The organism is Arthrobacter sp. LjRoot14, from assembly GCF_964253905.1.
GTDB lineage: Bacteria > Actinomycetota > Actinomycetes > Actinomycetales > Micrococcaceae > Arthrobacter.
This window is the reverse complement of the sequence record NZ_CAXURL020000001.1, coordinates 3,083,961-3,102,193: the sequence shown is the minus strand read 5'-3', so window position 1 is coordinate 3,102,193 and position 18,233 is coordinate 3,083,961. Positions and strand designations below refer to the sequence as shown.

Here is an 18,233-nt window from a genome sequence, read left to right as displayed (position 1 = left end):
CTTACCCGGAAGGATAGTTGTGCCATCTCTACCTGCGGCCGCCCCCAACGCGGCACTGCTTGCCCCGACCCGCGCAGCGCCCAGACGCGACATCCAGGGCCTCCGAACGGTGGCGGTGGGGCTCGTCATCATGTACCACATCTGGCCGACCGTGATGCCCGGCGGTTTCGTCGGCGTGGACGTCTTCTTTGTGATCTCAGGGTTCCTGATTGTGGGATCACTCGTCCGCGAAATTGAAGCCACAGGACGGATCGCTCTCCGGACGTTCTACGCAAAACGAATCAGGCGTCTGCTCCCGGCCGCCAGCCTGGTCCTCGTGGCAACCCTCGCAGGGACGGTGCTGCTGCTCCCGCAGAGCCGCTGGCAGTCAATCTCATTTGACGTGGTCATGGCCGCCCTGCAGGTCCAGAACTGGAACCAGGCCTTCGGCTCCGGCAGCTACGAGGGTGCCACGGCTCTGGTCTCTCCGGTCCAGCACTACTGGTCACTGGCCGTGGAAGAGCAGTTCTACATCTTCATTCCGCTGTGCTTGATTGCCGCCGCGTCCTGGGCGACAAAGGCACGCGTGGCAAAAAGGCAGCTGTGTCTCTATGTGCTCATTGCACTGTCCGCGGCGTCATTTCTGCATAGCGTTTTGTTCTCGGCATCGGACCACGACGTTGCCTATTTCGCCACTACGACGCGCGTGTGGGAACTCGGGCTTGGCGGTATCCTCGCGCTCGTCCTGCCGCGGTTCCAGCCGGGGGAGCGGTTACGCGCCTTCCTTGGATGGACCGGACTGCTGGCTGTCTTCTGGTGCGCTGCGACCTTCTCTACCACCATGGCTTTCCCGGGTTATGTTGCCTTGCTTCCGGTCCTGGCCACGGTCCTGGTCCTCGCGGCGGGCACGCTCCCGGCAGCGGGCGCAACGCCGGCCGCTGTCCACTCGACGCCGACGAGGGGCCGCAACTGGTTCAGTGCCTCAGCGCTGCTCTCTACCGGCCCGGCGAAGTTCCTCGGTGACATCTCCTACTCCCTGTATCTGTGGCACTGGCCGGTGGTCGTCTTGTACGTCTTCCTACTGGGACGGCAACCGGGGTTCCTGCATGGCTCCGCGATAGTCGTCATCAGCCTGGTTGCGGCAGTGGCGTCGTACTACCTTGTCGAGCAAAAGTTCCGCCATGTCCGCCAGCAACGAGCCGTTGTGGTTCCCGAGGGTATCCGGACGCAACAGGGCCATCGCAGGTCCTTTGTACTGGCCGCCGGGCTCGTGGCAGCAACCACGCTGACGGCCCTTGCTCCGTGGGGAATCGTCGAAGCGAAATCCCAGCAGCTGAACGGCGCCCTCAACCTGCGACAGTATCCGGGAGCGATGGCGCTCGACCGTGACCGGCCGGCGTCGGTGCCCTCGGGACTTGACGTGCGCCCGGAACCTGCCGTGGCGATGAAGGACGTTCCCGTGACGGGCGGGAACGAGTGCGGAGCGTTCGACCCTGCAAAAATGGGGGAGGAGAAGTGCCGCTACGGCCGCCCGGATGCCGCCAAGACCATGATCGTCGTTGGTGACTCGCACGCCGGACAACTGGTGGATCCGTTGCTGCTGGTGGGGGAGCAAGCGGGATGGAACGTCCGTGCGATGGTCCGGAACGGCTGCCCGTTTTCCCTTGCTCCGCCTGAATCCGCAGACACGGTCTTCCATAACTGTTCCAATCAGAACCGGGAAACGCTGGGCCGGATCCTGCGCATCAAGCCCGACCTGGTAGTGGTTTCGGGCATGACGCCGTCAGGCTACGGCCGCGCACTGCAATGGGGGTGGAAAGACCCGGAGGCCCTGGTCTCGGGATACGCGGGTCTCCTGAAGCCGCTCCGCGACGCCGGCATCAGGGTCGCCGTCGTAATGGATATTCCGTATCCCGACTTTGCCGCCCCTGACTGTGTACAGGCTAACGGGAGCGGCTCTGATGCCTGCGTTCTCCAGCAGCAGGCGGGGGACCGCCCGGATGATCCACTGCCTGCGGCTGCCGCGAGGGTGCCCGGTGTGGACGTGATTGACCTCTACCCGTACTTTTGCACCGAGGGCCGGTGCCCCTCTGTCATCGGCAATGTGATGGTCTACCGGGACAACCATATGACCAACAGCTACGCCAAGACGCTTGCGTCGCCGCTGGCGCGGATGCTCCGGCTCTAAAGGTCAGTAGCAGGCGGTTAGTTTGAAGAGCTTGGCATCACCGTGGCGGGCAAGCAGTTCAAACCCGGGCGTTGCGTCTGGGATCTGCAGCCCTACAAAGCCATGGTTTCCGCCGTGAACTTCGCGGGTACCGAAATCAAGCACATAGCGGACGTTGTCCGCGCGGGCGGCTTCGCAGACGGAGGGATCGGTGCCAGCCTCCCGCAACTTGTCATTCAGCAGCTCAGTGGCCTTCGTGTAGGTAGTGAGCGTGTGCTTGGAGGTGGTGTTGCGGTCGGCCATGGCGAAGGCCATTGCACCTCCGGTCCACGGGTTCACAGCGATGGTTGCGTCGGCTGGAACATACTCGTCGAGCTCGTCGATGAGCGTCATCTCGTCGGAACTGACCAGGGCGGAGTCCGGCGTCGTCGAGTAGTTGACCTTTGCTGACTGTATGGAAGCGGCGAGCGGGACAGTTTGGGTGACCAGAACCAGGCCGAGGACTGCCAGCGGCACCACAGCGGACACCATGAGGCGGGACTTCCGGATCCCGGAAGCGAGGAACCGCAGCGAGTCACGGTGCGTCACCCAGACGTGCTGCAGGCGGCCGACAAGCCAGCCTGCACCGGCGGCTGCCAGCGGGACGGCGGCGACAGGCAGAAGCGCCGCAAGGCGGTAACTGTCGTTGTACCAAACTCCGGTCAGCGTGTTGCGCAGCCATCCGGTGGGGCCGGCAGAGACCACAATGAAGAGGGCGGCGATGACGGCAAACGAACCAAGGAGCCAGATCCGCCTGTGGCGGCGGCACAGGACCACGACGCCGGTGACCAGCAGGATGCTGACCGCCCAGGCAGGCGGACGCTGCATTGCAGAGTTGGTGAGGATCTCGCCCACGGCCTGGCCCGGAGTCTGGAAAGGCAGCCAGGTTGCCGCCGCGGCAGGCGGACGAATGTACTTCCACATCACCGCGACCACGCCGAGAATCCCGAGCAGTCCGGCTCCCATCAGGAGGGTTCCCCGGTGGCCGTGGCCGTTCCTGTGTCTTGCCAGCGAGGACGCGGCAAACGACACCAGGAGGATGGGGATTGACAGGGCCAGCAGGGACATGAGCCCGTTTGGATGCGCCAGGGCAACACCGATTGCGGCCACCGGGGCCAGGATGAACCGGGCCATGCCCATGGGCCCTGGAGCGTCGCTGACGCCGAAAAAAATGCTCACGCATGCAAGGGCGGCCGGAATCATGCTGACGGACAGGAAGTTCGGGTACAGCACCCCAAAGTCCAGCAACAGCAACGGGAATGATCCAAAACCTGCGGCCAGAACGCCCGCGGCGGCGACTGCGTAGGCATTTGGCCCGATGACTGTCCGTGCCAGGAACATGCAGCCAGCGGTCCACACCGCTGCCGCAACAGAAAGGTTGACGACATTGACGGCAACACTGATCGGTGTCCCGGTCATCTGGACCAGGAGGGATGCCAGTCCGTGCCACGCGGCCGGGTAGAAGTAGGGTGGGCTGTCTCCGCTTGTCATGCCGGAGAGCGTCAGCGACGACGCGTTTCCCGTATCCAGGATGTACCGGATGGCATTGAGGTGAAATACGTTGTCGAACGTTTGGGAGATGTTCTCCGGCCTGCCGAAGGCCTGGTGGAGTTGCAGGGCGATTGCTGCCGAGCCTGCGAGGAAGCCCGCGGCGGATATGACGTCCGACTTTCCCGGCTTACGCAGTGCCCGGCGCACGCGGGGCGATTCGCTGGACCCGGCGCGGCGAGCCCGGAGCTTGCGGACTCCGAAAAGCAGGCCCGAGAGAAGAACGGTGGCTATCGCAACCGGAAGGAGGGACCAACCTATGCCCAGGTATGGCGCCACGATGGCAGTGACCGCCACGATGCTCACCGTCAGAACCGGTGCAACGGCGAGGTAGGACCAACGCTGCAACCCGAGTCCGGCAAGCACCAGCGTGCCCGGGGCAAACAGCAAAACCAGGCACGCCAGAACGACGGGCACGGTAGCAAACCAACTCATTGAGACTCCACTCGAAAATACGACGGCGGTAGTCCCGCCAGCTGGCCGGAGATGCCCTAGTTCTCCAAGAGGCCCAGAAGGTAGCTTCCGTAGCCGCTCTTGACCAGCGGTTCAGCGCGTTCGCGGAGTTCGTTGTTGGTCAGGAATCCCTGGCGCCAGGCGATTTCCTCGGGAGCGCCGATCTTTAGTCCCTGTCGATTCTCAACTGTACGGATGAAGTTCGAGGCGTCACTGAGGTCATTGAATGTCCCGGTGTCCAGCCACGCCGTGCCGCGGGGGAGGATCTCCACCTGGAGATCACCGCGCTGCAGGTAGGCGCGGTTCACATCGGTGATCTCGAGCTCGCCGCGCGGGGAAGGCTTGAGGTTCCGGGCGATCTCGATGACGTCGTTGTCATAGAAGTACAGTCCGGGAACGGCATAGTGGCTGCGCGGCTTTTCCGGCTTCTCTTCAAGCGAGAGGGCCTTGCCTTCGTCGTCGAACTCAACGACACCGTAGGCTTTCGGATCGCTGACCCAGTAACCGAAGACCGCACCGCCCTTGATGTCGGCGTGGCGCCGGAGCTGGGTGCCCATGCCCTGGCCGTAGAAGATGTTGTCGCCGAGCACCAGGGCGACAGTCTCATCGCCGATGTGGTCCGCGCCCAGGATAAACGCCTGTGCCAGGCCGTCGGGAGAGGGCTGCTGCACGTAGGTAAGGTTGATGCCGAACTGCGAACCGTCGCCAAGCAGTCGTTTGAACTGGTCTGCATCGTGGGGCGTGGTGATGATGAGGATGTCGCGAATGCCGGCAAGTATGAGCGTGGAAAGCGGATAGTAGATCATCGGCTTGTCGTAAACAGGAACGAGCTGCTTGCTGATTCCGAGAGTAATCGGGTGCAGCCGGGACCCAGTTCCGCCGGCCAAAATAATTCCACGCATGCTCCCCATCCTCCCGTACCGAGGGCCGAGACACCAAACGCTGTAGAATGGACCGTCTGCCGACCCCCAAAGGAAGCAATGGTTTGAGCACTCTCACTCTGAAACCCAAGGCCGTTCCGGCGCCCCGGCTGGGGCGTGCGCTCGACCCCAGGGGAAACAGCCTCAACCTTATCCGGCTGGTGCTCGCACTCGCAGTGCTGTTCGCGCACAGCTGGCACATTGTGGGGGCGGGTAACGGGCCGACCTTCAAGGGCGAGAACCTGGGCGGGTGGGCCGTCGCAGGGTTCTTTGGCATCAGCGGCTATCTGATCACGGCCAGCAGGTTCAGTAACCGCATCGGACCCTACCTGGTACACAGGGTGGCCAGAATCTTCCCGGCGTTTATCGTGTGCCTCGTCGTGATGGCTTTTGTCTTTGCTCCGATTGCCTATCTGGTTCAGCGCGGCAACCTGGCAGGATTTATGTCGACGGCAACCACGCCGCTGAACTCGGTGTTCGCCAACCTCTCGCTCCGTATTGTCAGTTACGACATCGCGGGTACGCCCGCAGGAGTCCCATACCCGGGCGCCTGGAACGGTTCCCTGTGGACGCTGTATTTCGAGTTCATGTGCTACCTCCTCGTTGCCTTCCTGGGGTTCCTGCCGATCGTCAAGAAGACCCCCTGGCCCGTCATTGCCGCGTTTGGGCTGAGCGTGGTGCTCTGGGCAAATATTGGAATGCTCAAGCCCTACATGCAGTCCAACCTGGACTTCGAACTGGCGGCCAGGCTCATCCCTTACTTCCTGGGCGGCGCTGTAGTCCAGGTGCTCAGCTCACGTCTTGGCATACACCGGGTGGCCGGTCCCGTGGCAGTCGTCATTGCTGCCGCCTTGATCCTCTGGGTTCCCGGTTTCGGAGGGCAGCTCGCGGCGCCGTTTATCGCGTACGGGCTGCTGTGGATTTCCACTTGGCTGCCGCAGCCTGCGCTCGTCGCAAAGAATGACATCTCCTACGGAGCCTACATCTACGCGTTTCCCGTTCAGCAGCTGCTCGCGGTCTTCGGCGCATATCACTGGGGAGTCTGGTGGTTTACCATCGCTGCGACCGTGTGCACCGTCCCGCTGGCGGCCGCCAGTTGGCTGTTCATTGAACGGCCGGTCATGCGGCGGGCAAGGAAGAGCGTCTGAACCTGATCGCCTTGCGGGCTTAGCCTGCCAGGCGGCCACGGGCCTCCCGCCCGGCACAGAGCGACATAGCTAGGATCCGGCCAGGCGTATCAGCCGCCCTTCGAGTCCTTTCCCTGCAAGGTGCTGACGGACCGGTTCGTAGAGCTCAGGGTCCACGATCACTGAGACCGCCGGATCCTCCACGAGGAGTCGGGCAATGATGTCGGGGGCGCGGCTGTAGTCCTTGTAGATTTCGCCGATCGCCGGGCTTAACGCTGTGGTCTTCGACGTCGAGTGTCTGCGCAGGGTCCATTGCCACCTGGCCGCCAGTACCCTGTCCATCGTGCCCTGCGCCACGATGTAGATGGTTTCCTCCGGTTGGGGCTGGCGTGCACTGGCCAGGAGCCGCGTTACGTAGTCCGGAGTTGCGGCCAGCCGTGCTGCCTGCTTTTCCATTTCCGTAACCGCCCGCGCCGTTGGCGGAAGTCCGGCATCGGCCAGGCCGGTCGCCGAGAAACCGAAGACCTGGGTTGCCGCCAAAGCCAGAAAGCCCAAGGCTACCGTCAGGGCCCTGCCCGTTCCCGCGGTGGGCCCGGGAAGAGGTGGTGGCAGGACCGAGGCCACTGCAGCCACCGCCACGGGCCAGGCAAACAGCAGCACGGCAATCAAGTACTTGTAGAAGTAGTAGGACACCGCGCCGCCGCTCGCGCTTTGCGAGATGGCGAGCCAGAGACACAGGCCCACGGGAATGGCGAGCCCGAACGACGCCATTGCACTTCCACGCTGTTCGGCTCCGAGCGCGGGGTTGGCCGCCGGCATAGCGGCGTTTGCGAAGCCGAGGGCTATGGCGAGGGTGATGACAGCGATGGCGATCCCGAAGTCGGGAAGATCGATTCCTCCGGTGAGGCCGAGTATCTGCTGGCTCTGCTGCACCAGCGGGGACAGCTGGATTATCGGCAGCAGCACTCCGGCGGCCGTGAATGCCACCAGGGCGAATGCCGGCCGCCACCAGATCACGGCATAAGTCCCTGGCCGTCGAATTACATGCCAAAACCTGCCCGCACACACCATGGCAACCAGGCTGAGCAGCAGCACCCAGTTATTGGCCACTCCGACGAGCCCAGCGCCAACGGCAGCCAGTCCCCAGAGCGGGATCCTGCGCGTGAAGTTCAGAAGCGCCAGCACCGTGGCCGTGGCCAGGCCGCAGGCAAAGTAGAAATTGGCGAAGCCGTCATAGATGGGCAGCGAACCCGGGCCGTAGATCCAGGCGCTTGCAGCCACCGCGATGACGGGAACCATCGCCGCCGGCCGCCGCCGGACCCCGGGCAGGGCACAGAGTCCGGCCACGACCAGCGCAACCGTCGCCGCGCAGACCGCAGCCTGGAGATTCATAAAGGACACCAACTCGGCGTCCAGCGAGCTGCCATCCGGGCGGATAAGGTCCGCGAGCGTTGCAAGCAGGGCGTGGAAACCCTGCGGATACTCGGCGAATCCCCACGCGCCCCCGGAATAGGGAGGGGGAATCGTCGGTATGACACCGCCGTGGCTGCGGATCATGAAATATATGTTGAAGTGCGACTGGTAATCCCATTTGGTTGTCATGAGCGACAAAGCATCCTGGGGCGACCTGACCGACAGCATGGTCCCGAGTGAACTGGCGGCTAGCCCTCCGGCCAGGAACGGAACAGCATCGATCCATTTCACCCCCGGCATCAGGCGACGGAGCCTCGGCAGGACCGGCTTCGACGAAAGAACCCACCATGAAAGAATTCCGGCGGACAACGCCATCAGGAGCGTGCCGTGGTCGGTTCCGAGGATGCGCTGCGGGACCCACCAGGTCAACGGCGCGAAGCCCATCGCCAGCAGGCCATTCAGGAGCAGCCGCAGGGAGAGGCGCTTCGCCGTGGGAAGGAGAAGAAAGAGCACGGCTGCGAAAAGCAGGCCCGGGACGCCGTCCAGCAGGCCGTTCATGCGGAGAACGACAATCAGTAGTGAGGCTGCCGCAAAAGCGGCCGGTCCACGGAGCGACCGAACCATGGTCCCCCGCTTGTGGTGCGCGCTCCGCTCGTACTTCCGGGCGGCCCGGCGTAGAGGCGAAGGGTTCTGCGTCAAAGCTGGCCTCACGGACCTTGCCCCCAATCGTCGTTATTCAGCTTTCACCAGTACCACTGAACTTAGCTGACGCGGCGCTTGCCGGCGCGTCCTGCCAGGCCGTCGGCAATCCCGGCAGCGGCGGAGGAGAGCCGTTCTAAACGGCGCGGAGCGAGTAACGTCACGATCGCCAGGTGCCGGTAGTCTGCCAGGAAGCCTTTGACGGCCCACCACGGGTTTTGGCGTCCGTATTTTGCGGCAAGCAGGATGCGGTTCCTGAACAGGTAGTAGTACCGCCACGAGGCTGCGGTCCGCACCTTGACCGGCTGGCCGCGCAGGGCAAGGTCCGTACCGAAAATGCGGGCCTGCGTCATTGTTCCCAGCGAATGGCCAAGTGCCGCCTGAGGGGCGATCACGGTCTTGTACCCGGCCGCCTGGGTCCGCAGGAAATATTCGGTGTCGACGCCGTCGATGAACAGATCGCTTTGGAACGGACCCAGTTCCTCAATGACAGGAACCGGCAGGAGCAGTCCCGACTGGATCGGTTCGCCCCCCAGTTGCACGCCGTTCACGATGCCGGCGCGCCGGGTCGGAAGTCCCCTGATGGAAGCGGGAGCGACCATGCCGACCCTGACTCCGGCCTGATCAGCGGCACGTGCTGCTTCCTCAAGGGCGCTAACGTAGCCGCCGTCGAGCAGGCTGTCCTGATCCATGGTGAGGATGAAAGCGGGCCGGTGCCCTGAGGACAGCGCTACGGCGATGCCGGCGTTTAGCGCGGCGGCGATGCCGGAGTTTTCGGCGAGCCGCTCGACGGTGCAACCCAGGTCCTGGAGCTGGCGAAGGACCGGCGCCGGATCCCGGGAGCTACCGTCGTCAACGACCACCACATGCCCGACCTGGGCAAGCAGAGCCGAGGCGTTGGCCAGGACGTGCTCGTCGGCGTTGAACAGGCTGACGACCGCCGTGGTCGCGTTGGACGTCATTTGCTTGCCGGATCAGGCAGGCTTGACGTCCGGCTGCGCGTCAATCCACGTGGCCAGTCGTTCGATTCCCTGGGCAAGGTTGTACTTCGGGGTCCATCCCAGCACCTTCTCGGCGGCGGTGATGTCAGCCCATGCATGACGAACGTCGCCCTGCCTGTACTGGCCGGTGACGTGCGATGCAGGAGCTTTGTAGTGTTCGGCGATCAGCTTCGCAGCGGTGCCGATGGTCTGGAATTCGCCCGATCCGATGTCCATCGGTTCGGCCTGGACGGTGGGGGAGACCGCCCCGGCAACAATGGCCGACGCGACGTCGTCGATCAGGATGAAGTCACGGCGCACTTCGCCGTCCTCGTAAAGGGGTATCGACTTGCCGCCCATGGCCATCCGGCAAAATAGGCTCATGATGCCGGTATACGGGTTGATCAGGGACTGGCCCGGGCCATAGACATTCTGCAGGCGGAGGATCACAGTCTCCACGCCGTAGGACTTCGCCCATGCCTGGAGGACATTTTCCTGGGCAAGCTTCGTGGCACCGTAGACGCTCACGGGCGCCGGGAACGTCTCCGACGCCTTCATCGCGACAGGCGAGGCATCCGGGAAATCCCACTGTGCCTTATCGAGGGTTTCGCTTGTCCGCTGGCCGGGGTAAAAGACCCGGCCGTGAGCATCCTTCCAGGCGCCTTCGCCATACACGGCACGGCTGGAGGACAAGACGATCCGTCGGGGCAGCTTGCCGTGGCGGTTGAGTCCGTCCAATAGCTGGGAGGTGCCGACCACATTGACGTGCGCGTGCCGGGTGGACTCTTCCAGGGACTGTCCGGTCCCGGTTTCCGCCGCCAGGTGGATAACGACGTCGGGAGTCACGTCCTGGAGGACGGTGTCCCAGGTCTTTGCTTCCGTAACATCCGCAACCACCAGTTCCGCTGCCGGGTTCAGCTGCTCGGGCCGCTGGCCCGTGGCATGAATCTGCGGGTGGAGATTGTCGACGACGACCACGCGGTCGAACTCGCTGACCAGGGCATCGGAGATCGCACAGCCGATGAACCCGGCGCCGCCCGTGACGAGGACGGTGCCTCCGGGACGGGCGGAAGTTGAAGAGGAAGTCACTTGGGACCTTTCGTAGCGAACGGCGTTTACTTGCCGAAGGTGTGGCGGACCAGGGCCTTGACGGCAGGGGAATTCTTGCTGAGCACTGCTTTGGGCAGCAGGGACGCCGCGTGGGCACGGGACGTGAACCGTAGCCGTGCGGACCGGGCGGCCCGGCTCCATCCCAGTTCCTCTGCCTGCGAGGCGGCAACGGCGAAGTACTCCCGCTCGCCGGCGAACCGCGATCCGTCCACCAGTTTGGTGGACGAGGCGCTGTTGGAGTGCCGGCGGTACTGGAAGCAGACGGTGGGCTCGATCAGGAGCTGGTCACCGTTGTAGATCATGTCCATGATCAGGGCGAGATCCTGGATGATGGGGAAACCGTCCCGGAAGTCCACCTGGCGTATCTTGTCCGTCCGAAAGGCCAGCGACGGCCAGTAGAGCCAGTCACCGTGCATCAGGTTGGACGCAATGGCCTCGCCGGAGAGCAGCTGGCGCCCCCCGCCGCGGGGCTTGATCAGCTTCTGCTTCACGGTGTCCACGAGGGTGACCACCACCTGGCCGGCCTCGTCGATGACCTGGACGCCGGGCTGGATCAAGGCAGCATCGGGATACCGCTTGTGGGCTTCAAGGATAGTGGAGACGTAATTCGGCAGCAGGACGTCATCGCAGCCGAGGATCACCAGGACTTCCTCCGTGGCCATGGCCACACAGGTCCGGTAATTTTCGGTGATCCCGGCGTTCTGTTCCTTGCGGATGTACTTGACGCGGGGATCACTGATTCCGGCCATGAAGTCCCTGATTTCGTGGCCCGGGTAGGCATCGTCCACCACGGTGAGGAGCCAGTCATCGCTGTCCTGGGACAGGACACTGTTGACCGTTTCCTTCATGTACCCGGGATCGCCCCAGTAGGGAATGAAAATGTCCAGCGGCATACTTAATCCGAACCTTTGGGTTGTGTTTCCGGCGTCGCTGCGTGCGGGCCGGCGGTGTCTGGCATTGTTGCCAGCGAGTCGGGCGGTAACGGTGAATCGGTGCCGCCCGGGGTGCTGAGGGCCTCCACCTGAACCCGCAGAATCGCCACTTCCTCCGCGAGGGTCCGCGTCTCATCTTCGACCACGGAGATTTCCCACGAGAGATGGAGGCAGACGCCAAGCAGCATAAGGATGCTCATGGCGAAGAGCAGGTTGGAAGGAAGCTGGACTCCGACGAACTCCGCCACGACGTTCAGCAGCCGGGGGAAGGCCGCCAATATAAGCGTGGCAACGCCAACAATCAGCCAGAGGACAGCGTACTTTTCCCGGAGTTTCTTCCGGCGGAGCATTTCGATAACCAGGCCAACAATAGCCAGGGCAAGCAGGAACGCGGCAATGTTTCCCATAGTGTTAGGCTCCCGCAGCTTGCGGAGCCGGAACGGCCAGGTGGGACCGCTTCCTGGTCAAGGCGAACAACAGGGCAAACACCGATCTTCCGAGGTATATGGCGGCCTTGGCCGGATTGTGGCTGGGCTTTCCGCCTTGGCGGGCACGCATTTCCACGGGCACCTGCGTAACAGTGCACCCGGAGCGGATGGCCACCACCAGTGAATCGATGGTGTCACCGAGGTATTCGGCCGGGTAGTGGTCAAGGTATTGGTCCACGGCCCGCACGTTGGCCGCACGGAACCCGCTGGTCACGTCCGTGAGGCGCGTTTTGGCAAGCCCCGAAATCACCTTGGCCAGCAGTTGCATGGCCCACTTCCGCGGGCCCGTGACTTTATAGTCCCCGCGGTCCGCGAAGCGCGCGCCGATGGAGATGTCGGCATGGGCAAGCCCTGCAAGGACTTCGTCGATGCTTCGAGGGTCGTGCTGCCCGTCGGAATCCACTTGGATCACCTGACGGTAACCGCAGCGGCGCGCGTACTTGAAGCCGGCCCGCATGGCGCCGCCCACACCGAGGTTAAAAGGAAGGTTGAGCACCGTGGCTCCAGCCTCGGCGGCAACGGCTGCAGTGTCATCGGTGGACCCGTCGTTGACGACAAGGACGTCGTACCGGGAGTCTGTGTTGAGCACTTCCCGCACGGTATTACCGACGGCTTCCGATTCATTCCAGGCAGGCATGATGACCAGAACGCGCGGATTGGGGGTGGATTCCATGGTGTCCAAACTATATCAATTCCATGATTCGGGTCGGCGGCGCGGCGCCGCGGGGGAGAGGCCCAAGCAGTACAGCCTAAGATGAGACGGGCCCTCCGGACGTCAGCCGGCGAGCCCCGGAACTATCTCGCGCAGGCGGAAGGACCAGATTGAGAACAGATCCTACGGACGTCCCGGGCAGCACAGGCAACGGGGAAACGAGGGCAAGCGTCTGCCTTGCCAGCTACCGCGGCGGGCGCTTCATCAAGGAGCAACTCGAGTCCGTCCTCAGCCAGCTCGGACCGGACGATGAGCTGGTCATCGTGGACGACGCTTCACCTGACGACACCGTCGAGCAGATCAAGAGGTTCCAAGACGGACGGATCCGCCTCATTGAAGCGGCCGTGAACCAGGGGTACGTCCGGTCATTCGAACAGGCGGTCCTGGCCTCGAAGGGGCAGTACATCCTGCTCGCCGACCAGGATGACGTCTGGGTGCCGGGCAGGCTGGAGCTGATGATTGATGCCCTGCAGGCATCACGGGTCGTAGCCTCTAACTTCGATGTGCTCGGAGGCGGGCCCCGTCCCAACATCCCGCGGCTCCGCGGCAAGGACAGCCGGCGACACGCCGCAAACATCCTCGGAATCCTCGTGGGATACCGGGCCTATTACGGCTGTGGCATGGCTTTCCGGCGCGACATGCTGCCCGTCTTCACCCCCGTTCCCCGCTTCTTGCACGAGTCCCACGATCTTTGGCTTGCCATCTGCGGAAACCTGGCAGGCTCCATGCGGCACCTGGAGGGGGCAACGTTGCTGCGCAGGATCCACGACGACAACGCCACGCCCAGGAGCTGGCGCTCACTGTCAGTGATCCTTCGTGCGCGCATCATGCTGCTCCGCTGCATCGGGCTGGCATGGGGCCGCGTTCGTCGGCAGTCCTGACACAAGCGCTGCTGATGAGAAACGGGATGCCTCAGCCGGTAAGCTGGCTGAATGCAAAAACTCCTTGTCACCGGCGGTGCCGGCTTCATCGGTTCCAATTTTGTTCACTACGTTCTTGAGAACACTGATGATCACGTCACTGTCCTGGACAAGCTGACGTACGCAGGCAACCTGGAATCCCTGAGCGGGCTCCCGGAGGAGCGCTTCCGCTTCGTGCAGGGCGACATCTGCGACGCTGCACTCGTCGACACGCTCGTGGCCGATGCCGACGTCGTGGTCCACTACGCCGCCGAGTCGCACAACGACAACTCGCTGCATGACCCGCGCCCGTTCCTGGACACAAACATCATCGGCACCTACACGCTGATCGAGGCTGCCCGGAAGCACAACAAGCGCTTCCACCACATCTCCACGGACGAGGTCTACGGGGACCTGGAACTCGATGACCCGGAACGGTTCACGGAAGAGACGCCGTACAACCCCTCGAGCCCCTACTCCTCCACGAAGGCCGGCTCCGACCTGCTGGTCCGCGCCTGGGTGCGTTCCTTCGGGCTGCAGGCGACCATCAGCAACTGCTCGAACAACTACGGCCCGTACCAGCACGTGGAGAAGTTCATCCCGCGCCAGATCACCAACGTGATCGACGGGATCCGGCCCAAGCTTTACGGCAAGGGCGAGAACGTCCGCGACTGGATCCACGCCAACGACCACTCCTCGGCCGTGCTGGCCATCATCGCCAAGGGAAAAATCGGCGAGACCTACCTGATCGGCGCCGACGGGGAGAAGAACAACAAGGACGTCGTGGAGCTCATCCTCAAGCACATGGGCCAGTCCCCGGACGCCTACGACCACGTCGTGGACCGTCCCGGCCACGACCTGCGCTACGCCATTGACTCCACCAAGCTCCGCAACGAGCTCGGCTGGGAACCGAAGTTCTCCAACTTCGACGCCGGCATCGAGGACACCATCGCCTGGTACCGCGAGAACGAAAACTGGTGGCGCCCGCAAAAGGCCCAGACCGAAGCCAAATACAAGGAACAGGGCCAGTAGACGATGTCGATCGAGTTCTCGAAAAAGCTGACCGCGCACGAAACCCCGATCCCCGGCGTCGTCCTTTACGACTTGCCGGTCCACGGCGACAATCGTGGCTGGTTCAAGGAAAACTGGCAGCGGGAAAAAATGGTGGCCCTCGGGTTGCCGGACTTCCGTCCCGTGCAGAACAACATCTCTTTCAACGAGAAGGCAGGCACCACCCGCGGTATCCACGCCGAACCGTGGGACAAGTTCATCTCGGTGGCCACCGGGCGGATCTTCGGCGCCTGGGTGGACCTGCGCGAGGGCCCGTCGTTCGGTGCCGTTTTCACCGCTGAACTGGATCCCAGCCAGGCGATCTTCATTCCGCGCGGCGTGGGCAACGCCTTCCAGACCCTGGAAGACAACACGGCCTACACCTATCTGGTCAACGACCACTGGTCAGCGGATGCCCAGGGCCAGTACACCTTCCTGAACCTCGCCGACGAGACGGCGGCGATCAGCTGGCCGGTGCCGCTGGAGGAAGCGGAACTGTCCGATAAGGACAAGGCGCACCCCCGCCTCGCGGACGTCGTGCCGATGCCGGCCAAGAAGATCCTCGTAGTAGGTGCCGACGGTCAGTTGGGCAAAGCCCTGCGGGAACTGTACGACGGCGACGCGACCGTTGAGTTCGCCGGCCGGGCCGGCTTCGATCTGGGCAGCGAAGCGTCCTTCGCGGAGCGCAACTGGAAGAATTACTCGACGATCATCAACGCCGCCGCATACACCGCGGTCGACACCGCGGAGACCGCGGAAGGCCGGGCAGCCGCCTGGGCCGTCAACGTTGCCGCCGTCGCACGGCTGGCCCGCACCGCCGTCGAACATGACCTCACCCTGGTTCACGTCTCCTCCGACTACGTCTTTGACGGTGCCCGAGAGAGCCACGACGAAACTGAACCCTTCACCCCGCTGGGCGTGTACGGGCAGACCAAGGCTGCCGGCGACGCCGTCGTCAGCGTGGTTCCCCGCCACTACATCGTGCGGACCAGCTGGGTTATCGGTGAGGGCAACAACTTCGTGCGGACCATGGCATCCCTCGCCGGCCGTGGCATCGAACCGTCCGTGGTCAACGACCAGATCGGCCGGCTCAGCTTCACCGAAGACATCGCGGCAGGCATCCAGCACCTCCTGGAGTCCGGCGCGGATTACGGCACCTACAACCTGAGCAACGACGGCGAACCGCAGTCGTGGGCCGACATTGCCGCTGATGTCTACGAGCTTTCGGGACAGCCGAGGACCGCCGTCACCGGCGTGAGCACTGAGGAATACTTCAAGGGCAAAGCTGCCGCGCCCCGGCCGCTGAACAGCGTGCTGGACTTGGCCAAGGTCAAGAACTCGGGCTTCAAACCGCGGGCTGCCCGGGACGTTCTGGAAACGTACCTCGGCCGGCGGGCCGCCGCGGAATAGCGGTGCGGCCCATGCGCTTCGATTCGACGACATTCGGCGTGGTCGCCCTTGCGGCGTACCAGCCGGACTGGGAGCTGTTCAGGACCCAGCTTCGGTCCATCCAGAACCAGACGCACTCACAGTTCCAGTGCCTCATTACGGCCGACGGGGGTTTCGCCGAAATTCGCGACTTCGTGGACCGCGAACTCGGCGGCGACGAGCGGTTTCGGGTACTTGGGTTCGAAGAGAGGCTGGGGTTCTACGGCAACTTTGAACGTGTCCTTCAGCACGTTCCGGCCGAAGCGGCATGGGTCGCATTGTCGGACCAGGACGACTCCTGGTATCCGTCTAAGCTTGAGGTGCTGTTGCCGCACCTTAATGACGTGAGTCTTGTCGCCGGGCAGGCACGCGTTGTCCGGCTTCCCGGCAATGACGTGGTGACTGAATCAACGCAGCGCAAGAACGTTGATCTGGATGCCCTCCTTGCCCAGAACCAGGTGACCGGAAGCCTGTGCGTTTTCCGGCGGGACCTTCTGGACCTGGCGCTGCCCTTTCCCCGTTTGAACACGATCTCTCAGGTACACGACCACTGGCTGGCCGTTTGCGCCAAAGCCACCGGCGGTGCGCTCGTGGTTGACGACGTTGTCCAGGACTATGTCCAGCACGGCGGTAACGTCCTCGGTGAGGTCGGTGGCAGGAAGAGCATCGTCAAGTCCTTTGAGCATGTGTCCGCCCTGTCCCGGAAATTTCAGGGAAGCAGCAGCCCGCTCGCCTTGCTCCGGACCGCCAACGACCTGAGCTTCGGGTGGCGCCGGGTCATGGCTGACGCCCTGCGGGAACGGGTTGCCCCGGGTGCTCCCGGCTTGGAGGGCGGTGTGGCTGTCTTCGAAACAGGCCACGGCTGGGTGCGTACCTCGCGTGCACTCGTTTCGGGCCTGCGCCGCGGAGACGTTGCGTTACCGTGCTTCGTCGAGTTTGTGGCCGGGGTTCCGGTTGAGTTGTTCGCCAAGGGCCGCCGGAAGTAGTTTGCCGGCTTAGTGCGGTTGTTCCGCGCTGGGGACGGGCGGCTGGACGAGGTGCTTGAGGCTGTCGCGGACCACCATTATCTGGTAGCCGGCAACAACCAGCTCGGCGAGGCCGACCGCCCAGGCTACGCCCGGTGCGCCGTAGAGGATGCCGAGGACGAACATCATCGGGACATTGAAGGCAGCGCCGATGGCTGTCGACTTCGCCAGCGCGGCTCCCTTGCCCAAAGGAATGAGGCAGGCCAGGCCCACAACCTGGGCCACAATGACGCCGGCGAGAATCAGTCCAAAGGGGATGCTGAGGCTGTAGTCGATGGTGATGACTCCGCTGGAGAACAGCGGGCTCGCCCACGGAGTGAGCAGTGCCAGGAGGATTCCGGCCAGCAGGCCGACTAGCGGGGCAATCCTGGCCACGGTGCGGATCCGGTGGGAGCTCTTGGCCGGTCCGGCCTCCGGAATCCACCCCTGAATGACCTGAAGGACTGGCCCGAAACCGGCGACAGCAAAGCGAAAAAGCCTGTCCGCCATGGCGTATTGGGGAAGTGCGGCAGCAACCACTTGGCCCACCGCAAGGAGCGGCAGGTTGCTGTTGAGGCTTCCCGTGCCCGCTGCGATCACGCCGTATTTCTGGTCGCGGAGGCGTTTCATTGCGGGGACGATGCGAAGATCCGCTTTTACGGGATGCCCTGCGCGCGAGAGCGCGCCGGCTGCGCCAATGATGACTGCCAGCAGATTAAAGGCCAGCAGGGCAAGCACAAATACGACAGGCTGCGGGAAGAACTGGATCAGCACAACGCCCGCTACGATGCCCAGCCCCTGGGGAAGCACGTCACAGAGAAACAGCTTCCACGGTTTCGCCTGGCCGATAAAGAACCACGAGGCACCGACGAACGGCAAGACATAAGCGACTGACGCCAGGGCCGCCACAGGTGGATCGATTTTGCCCATCAGCAGCACCACGAAGTACATCACGGGCGCGGCGAACAGGAAAAGGTAGACCCTGCTGACCAGGGAGTCGAGGAACATTTGCGGGCGCTCCCGCTCAGGGAGTGATGCCACGAGGGCCGCTCCGACCGTTCCCCAACCGAAGGCGACGGCGATCCCGAAAATTGCCGCAGTGGCCTGCGCCAACGCCAGCTCTCCCCAGGTCTCCTTGCCCAACGTGGAAATAACGAAAGGGATGGCAAGAAGATTGATGACGGTAGAGAACACAAGCGATGTTGCGAAACCGCCAAAACGGCGGAACAAAGCGGGTGCAGCTTTCGAAGCCACGCGAGATCTCCGATCCTATGGGTCCAAGCAT

General features: G+C 63.5%; 15 protein-coding genes. 6 read left to right on the top strand and 9 right to left on the bottom strand.

All coding sequences use genetic code 11. From position 1 onward, the window contains the following. The first annotated feature begins 19 nt into the window (after window positions 1-19). On the top strand, window positions 20-2,167 hold the full coding sequence (locus ACSQ12_RS13995) for an acyltransferase family protein (RefSeq protein WP_436065782.1): 2,148 nt from the start codon (window positions 20-22) through the stop codon (window positions 2,165-2,167). 3 nt (window positions 2,168-2,170) lie between these two features. Here ACSQ12_RS13995 and ACSQ12_RS13990 read toward each other — a convergent pair whose 3' ends face one another. Together ACSQ12_RS13990 and rfbA are read right to left on the bottom strand one after the other, a co-directional pair. Further along, the gene (locus ACSQ12_RS13990; RefSeq protein ID WP_436065781.1) at window positions 2,171-4,168 is read right to left on the bottom strand and encodes a DUF6541 family protein; all 1,998 of its coding nucleotides are present in this window, start codon (window positions 4,166-4,168) and stop codon (window positions 2,171-2,173) included. Between the two features lie 56 nt (window positions 4,169-4,224). Continuing rightward, window positions 4,225-5,088: a glucose-1-phosphate thymidylyltransferase RfbA gene (gene rfbA / locus ACSQ12_RS13985; protein ID WP_436065780.1), complete on the bottom strand. Its 864-nt coding sequence runs from the start codon at window positions 5,086-5,088 to the stop codon at window positions 4,225-4,227. An 83-nt stretch (window positions 5,089-5,171) separates the two neighbouring features. Between rfbA and ACSQ12_RS13980 the strand changes: the two genes are divergently transcribed. Next, window positions 5,172-6,254, top strand: a complete 1,083-nt coding sequence (locus ACSQ12_RS13980) for an acyltransferase family protein (RefSeq protein ID WP_436065779.1) — start codon at window positions 5,172-5,174, stop codon at window positions 6,252-6,254. A 69-nt stretch (window positions 6,255-6,323) separates the two neighbouring features. On the opposite strand, the gene ACSQ12_RS13975 is transcribed toward ACSQ12_RS13980, so the two are convergent. The 6 genes from ACSQ12_RS13975 to ACSQ12_RS13950 form a co-directional block, all read right to left on the bottom strand. Beyond that, window positions 6,324-8,270, bottom strand: coding sequence for a hypothetical protein (locus tag ACSQ12_RS13975; RefSeq protein ID WP_436065778.1), 1,947 nt, complete (start codon window positions 8,268-8,270; stop codon window positions 6,324-6,326). 137 nt (window positions 8,271-8,407) lie between these two features. Beyond that, window positions 8,408-9,307: a glycosyltransferase gene (locus tag ACSQ12_RS13970; protein ID WP_436065777.1), complete on the bottom strand. Its 900-nt coding sequence runs from the start codon at window positions 9,305-9,307 to the stop codon at window positions 8,408-8,410. A gap of 12 nt (window positions 9,308-9,319) precedes the next feature. Beyond that, window positions 9,320-10,414 carry an NAD-dependent epimerase/dehydratase family protein gene (locus ACSQ12_RS13965; protein WP_436065776.1) on the bottom strand — a complete coding sequence of 365 codons (1,095 nt, stop codon included), beginning with the start codon at window positions 10,412-10,414 and terminating at the stop codon, window positions 9,320-9,322. A gap of 26 nt (window positions 10,415-10,440) precedes the next feature. Further along, complete coding sequence (locus ACSQ12_RS13960; protein WP_436065775.1) at window positions 10,441-11,328, bottom strand: glycosyltransferase; 888 nt, start codon at window positions 11,326-11,328, stop codon at window positions 10,441-10,443. 2 nt (window positions 11,329-11,330) lie between these two features. Further along, complete coding sequence (locus ACSQ12_RS13955) at window positions 11,331-11,774, bottom strand: DUF2304 domain-containing protein (RefSeq protein WP_436065774.1); 444 nt, start codon at window positions 11,772-11,774, stop codon at window positions 11,331-11,333. A 4-nt stretch (window positions 11,775-11,778) separates the two neighbouring features. Next, window positions 11,779-12,528 (bottom strand): glycosyltransferase family 2 protein, encoded by a 750-nt coding sequence (locus tag ACSQ12_RS13950; protein WP_436065773.1) that lies wholly within the window; start codon window positions 12,526-12,528, stop codon window positions 11,779-11,781. Window positions 12,529-12,677: 149 nt separating this feature from the next. Between ACSQ12_RS13950 and ACSQ12_RS13945 the strand changes: the two genes are divergently transcribed. Genes ACSQ12_RS13945 through ACSQ12_RS13930 form a run of 4 tightly spaced genes read left to right on the top strand, consistent with a single transcriptional unit; the run spans window position 12,678 to window position 16,930 of the window. Continuing rightward, on the top strand, window positions 12,678-13,448 hold the full coding sequence (locus ACSQ12_RS13945; protein WP_436065772.1) for a glycosyltransferase: 771 nt from the start codon (window positions 12,678-12,680) through the stop codon (window positions 13,446-13,448). A 51-nt stretch (window positions 13,449-13,499) separates the two neighbouring features. Further along, window positions 13,500-14,498, top strand: coding sequence for a dTDP-glucose 4,6-dehydratase (gene rfbB, locus ACSQ12_RS13940; protein ID WP_011692520.1), 999 nt, complete (start codon window positions 13,500-13,502; stop codon window positions 14,496-14,498). Between the two features lie 3 nt (window positions 14,499-14,501). Beyond that, window positions 14,502-15,926, top strand: a complete 1,425-nt coding sequence (locus ACSQ12_RS13935; RefSeq protein WP_436065771.1) for a sugar nucleotide-binding protein — start codon at window positions 14,502-14,504, stop codon at window positions 15,924-15,926. Window positions 15,927-15,937: 11 nt separating this feature from the next. Continuing rightward, the gene (locus tag ACSQ12_RS13930; protein ID WP_436065770.1) at window positions 15,938-16,930 is read left to right on the top strand and encodes a glycosyltransferase; all 993 of its coding nucleotides are present in this window, start codon (window positions 15,938-15,940) and stop codon (window positions 16,928-16,930) included. 9 nt (window positions 16,931-16,939) lie between these two features. Here ACSQ12_RS13930 and ACSQ12_RS13925 read toward each other — a convergent pair whose 3' ends face one another. Beyond that, a complete protein-coding gene (locus ACSQ12_RS13925) occupies window positions 16,940-18,202 on the bottom strand; it encodes a lipopolysaccharide biosynthesis protein (protein WP_436065769.1) in 1,263 nt (420 codons plus the stop codon). Between the last annotated feature and the right edge of the window lie 31 nt (window positions 18,203-18,233).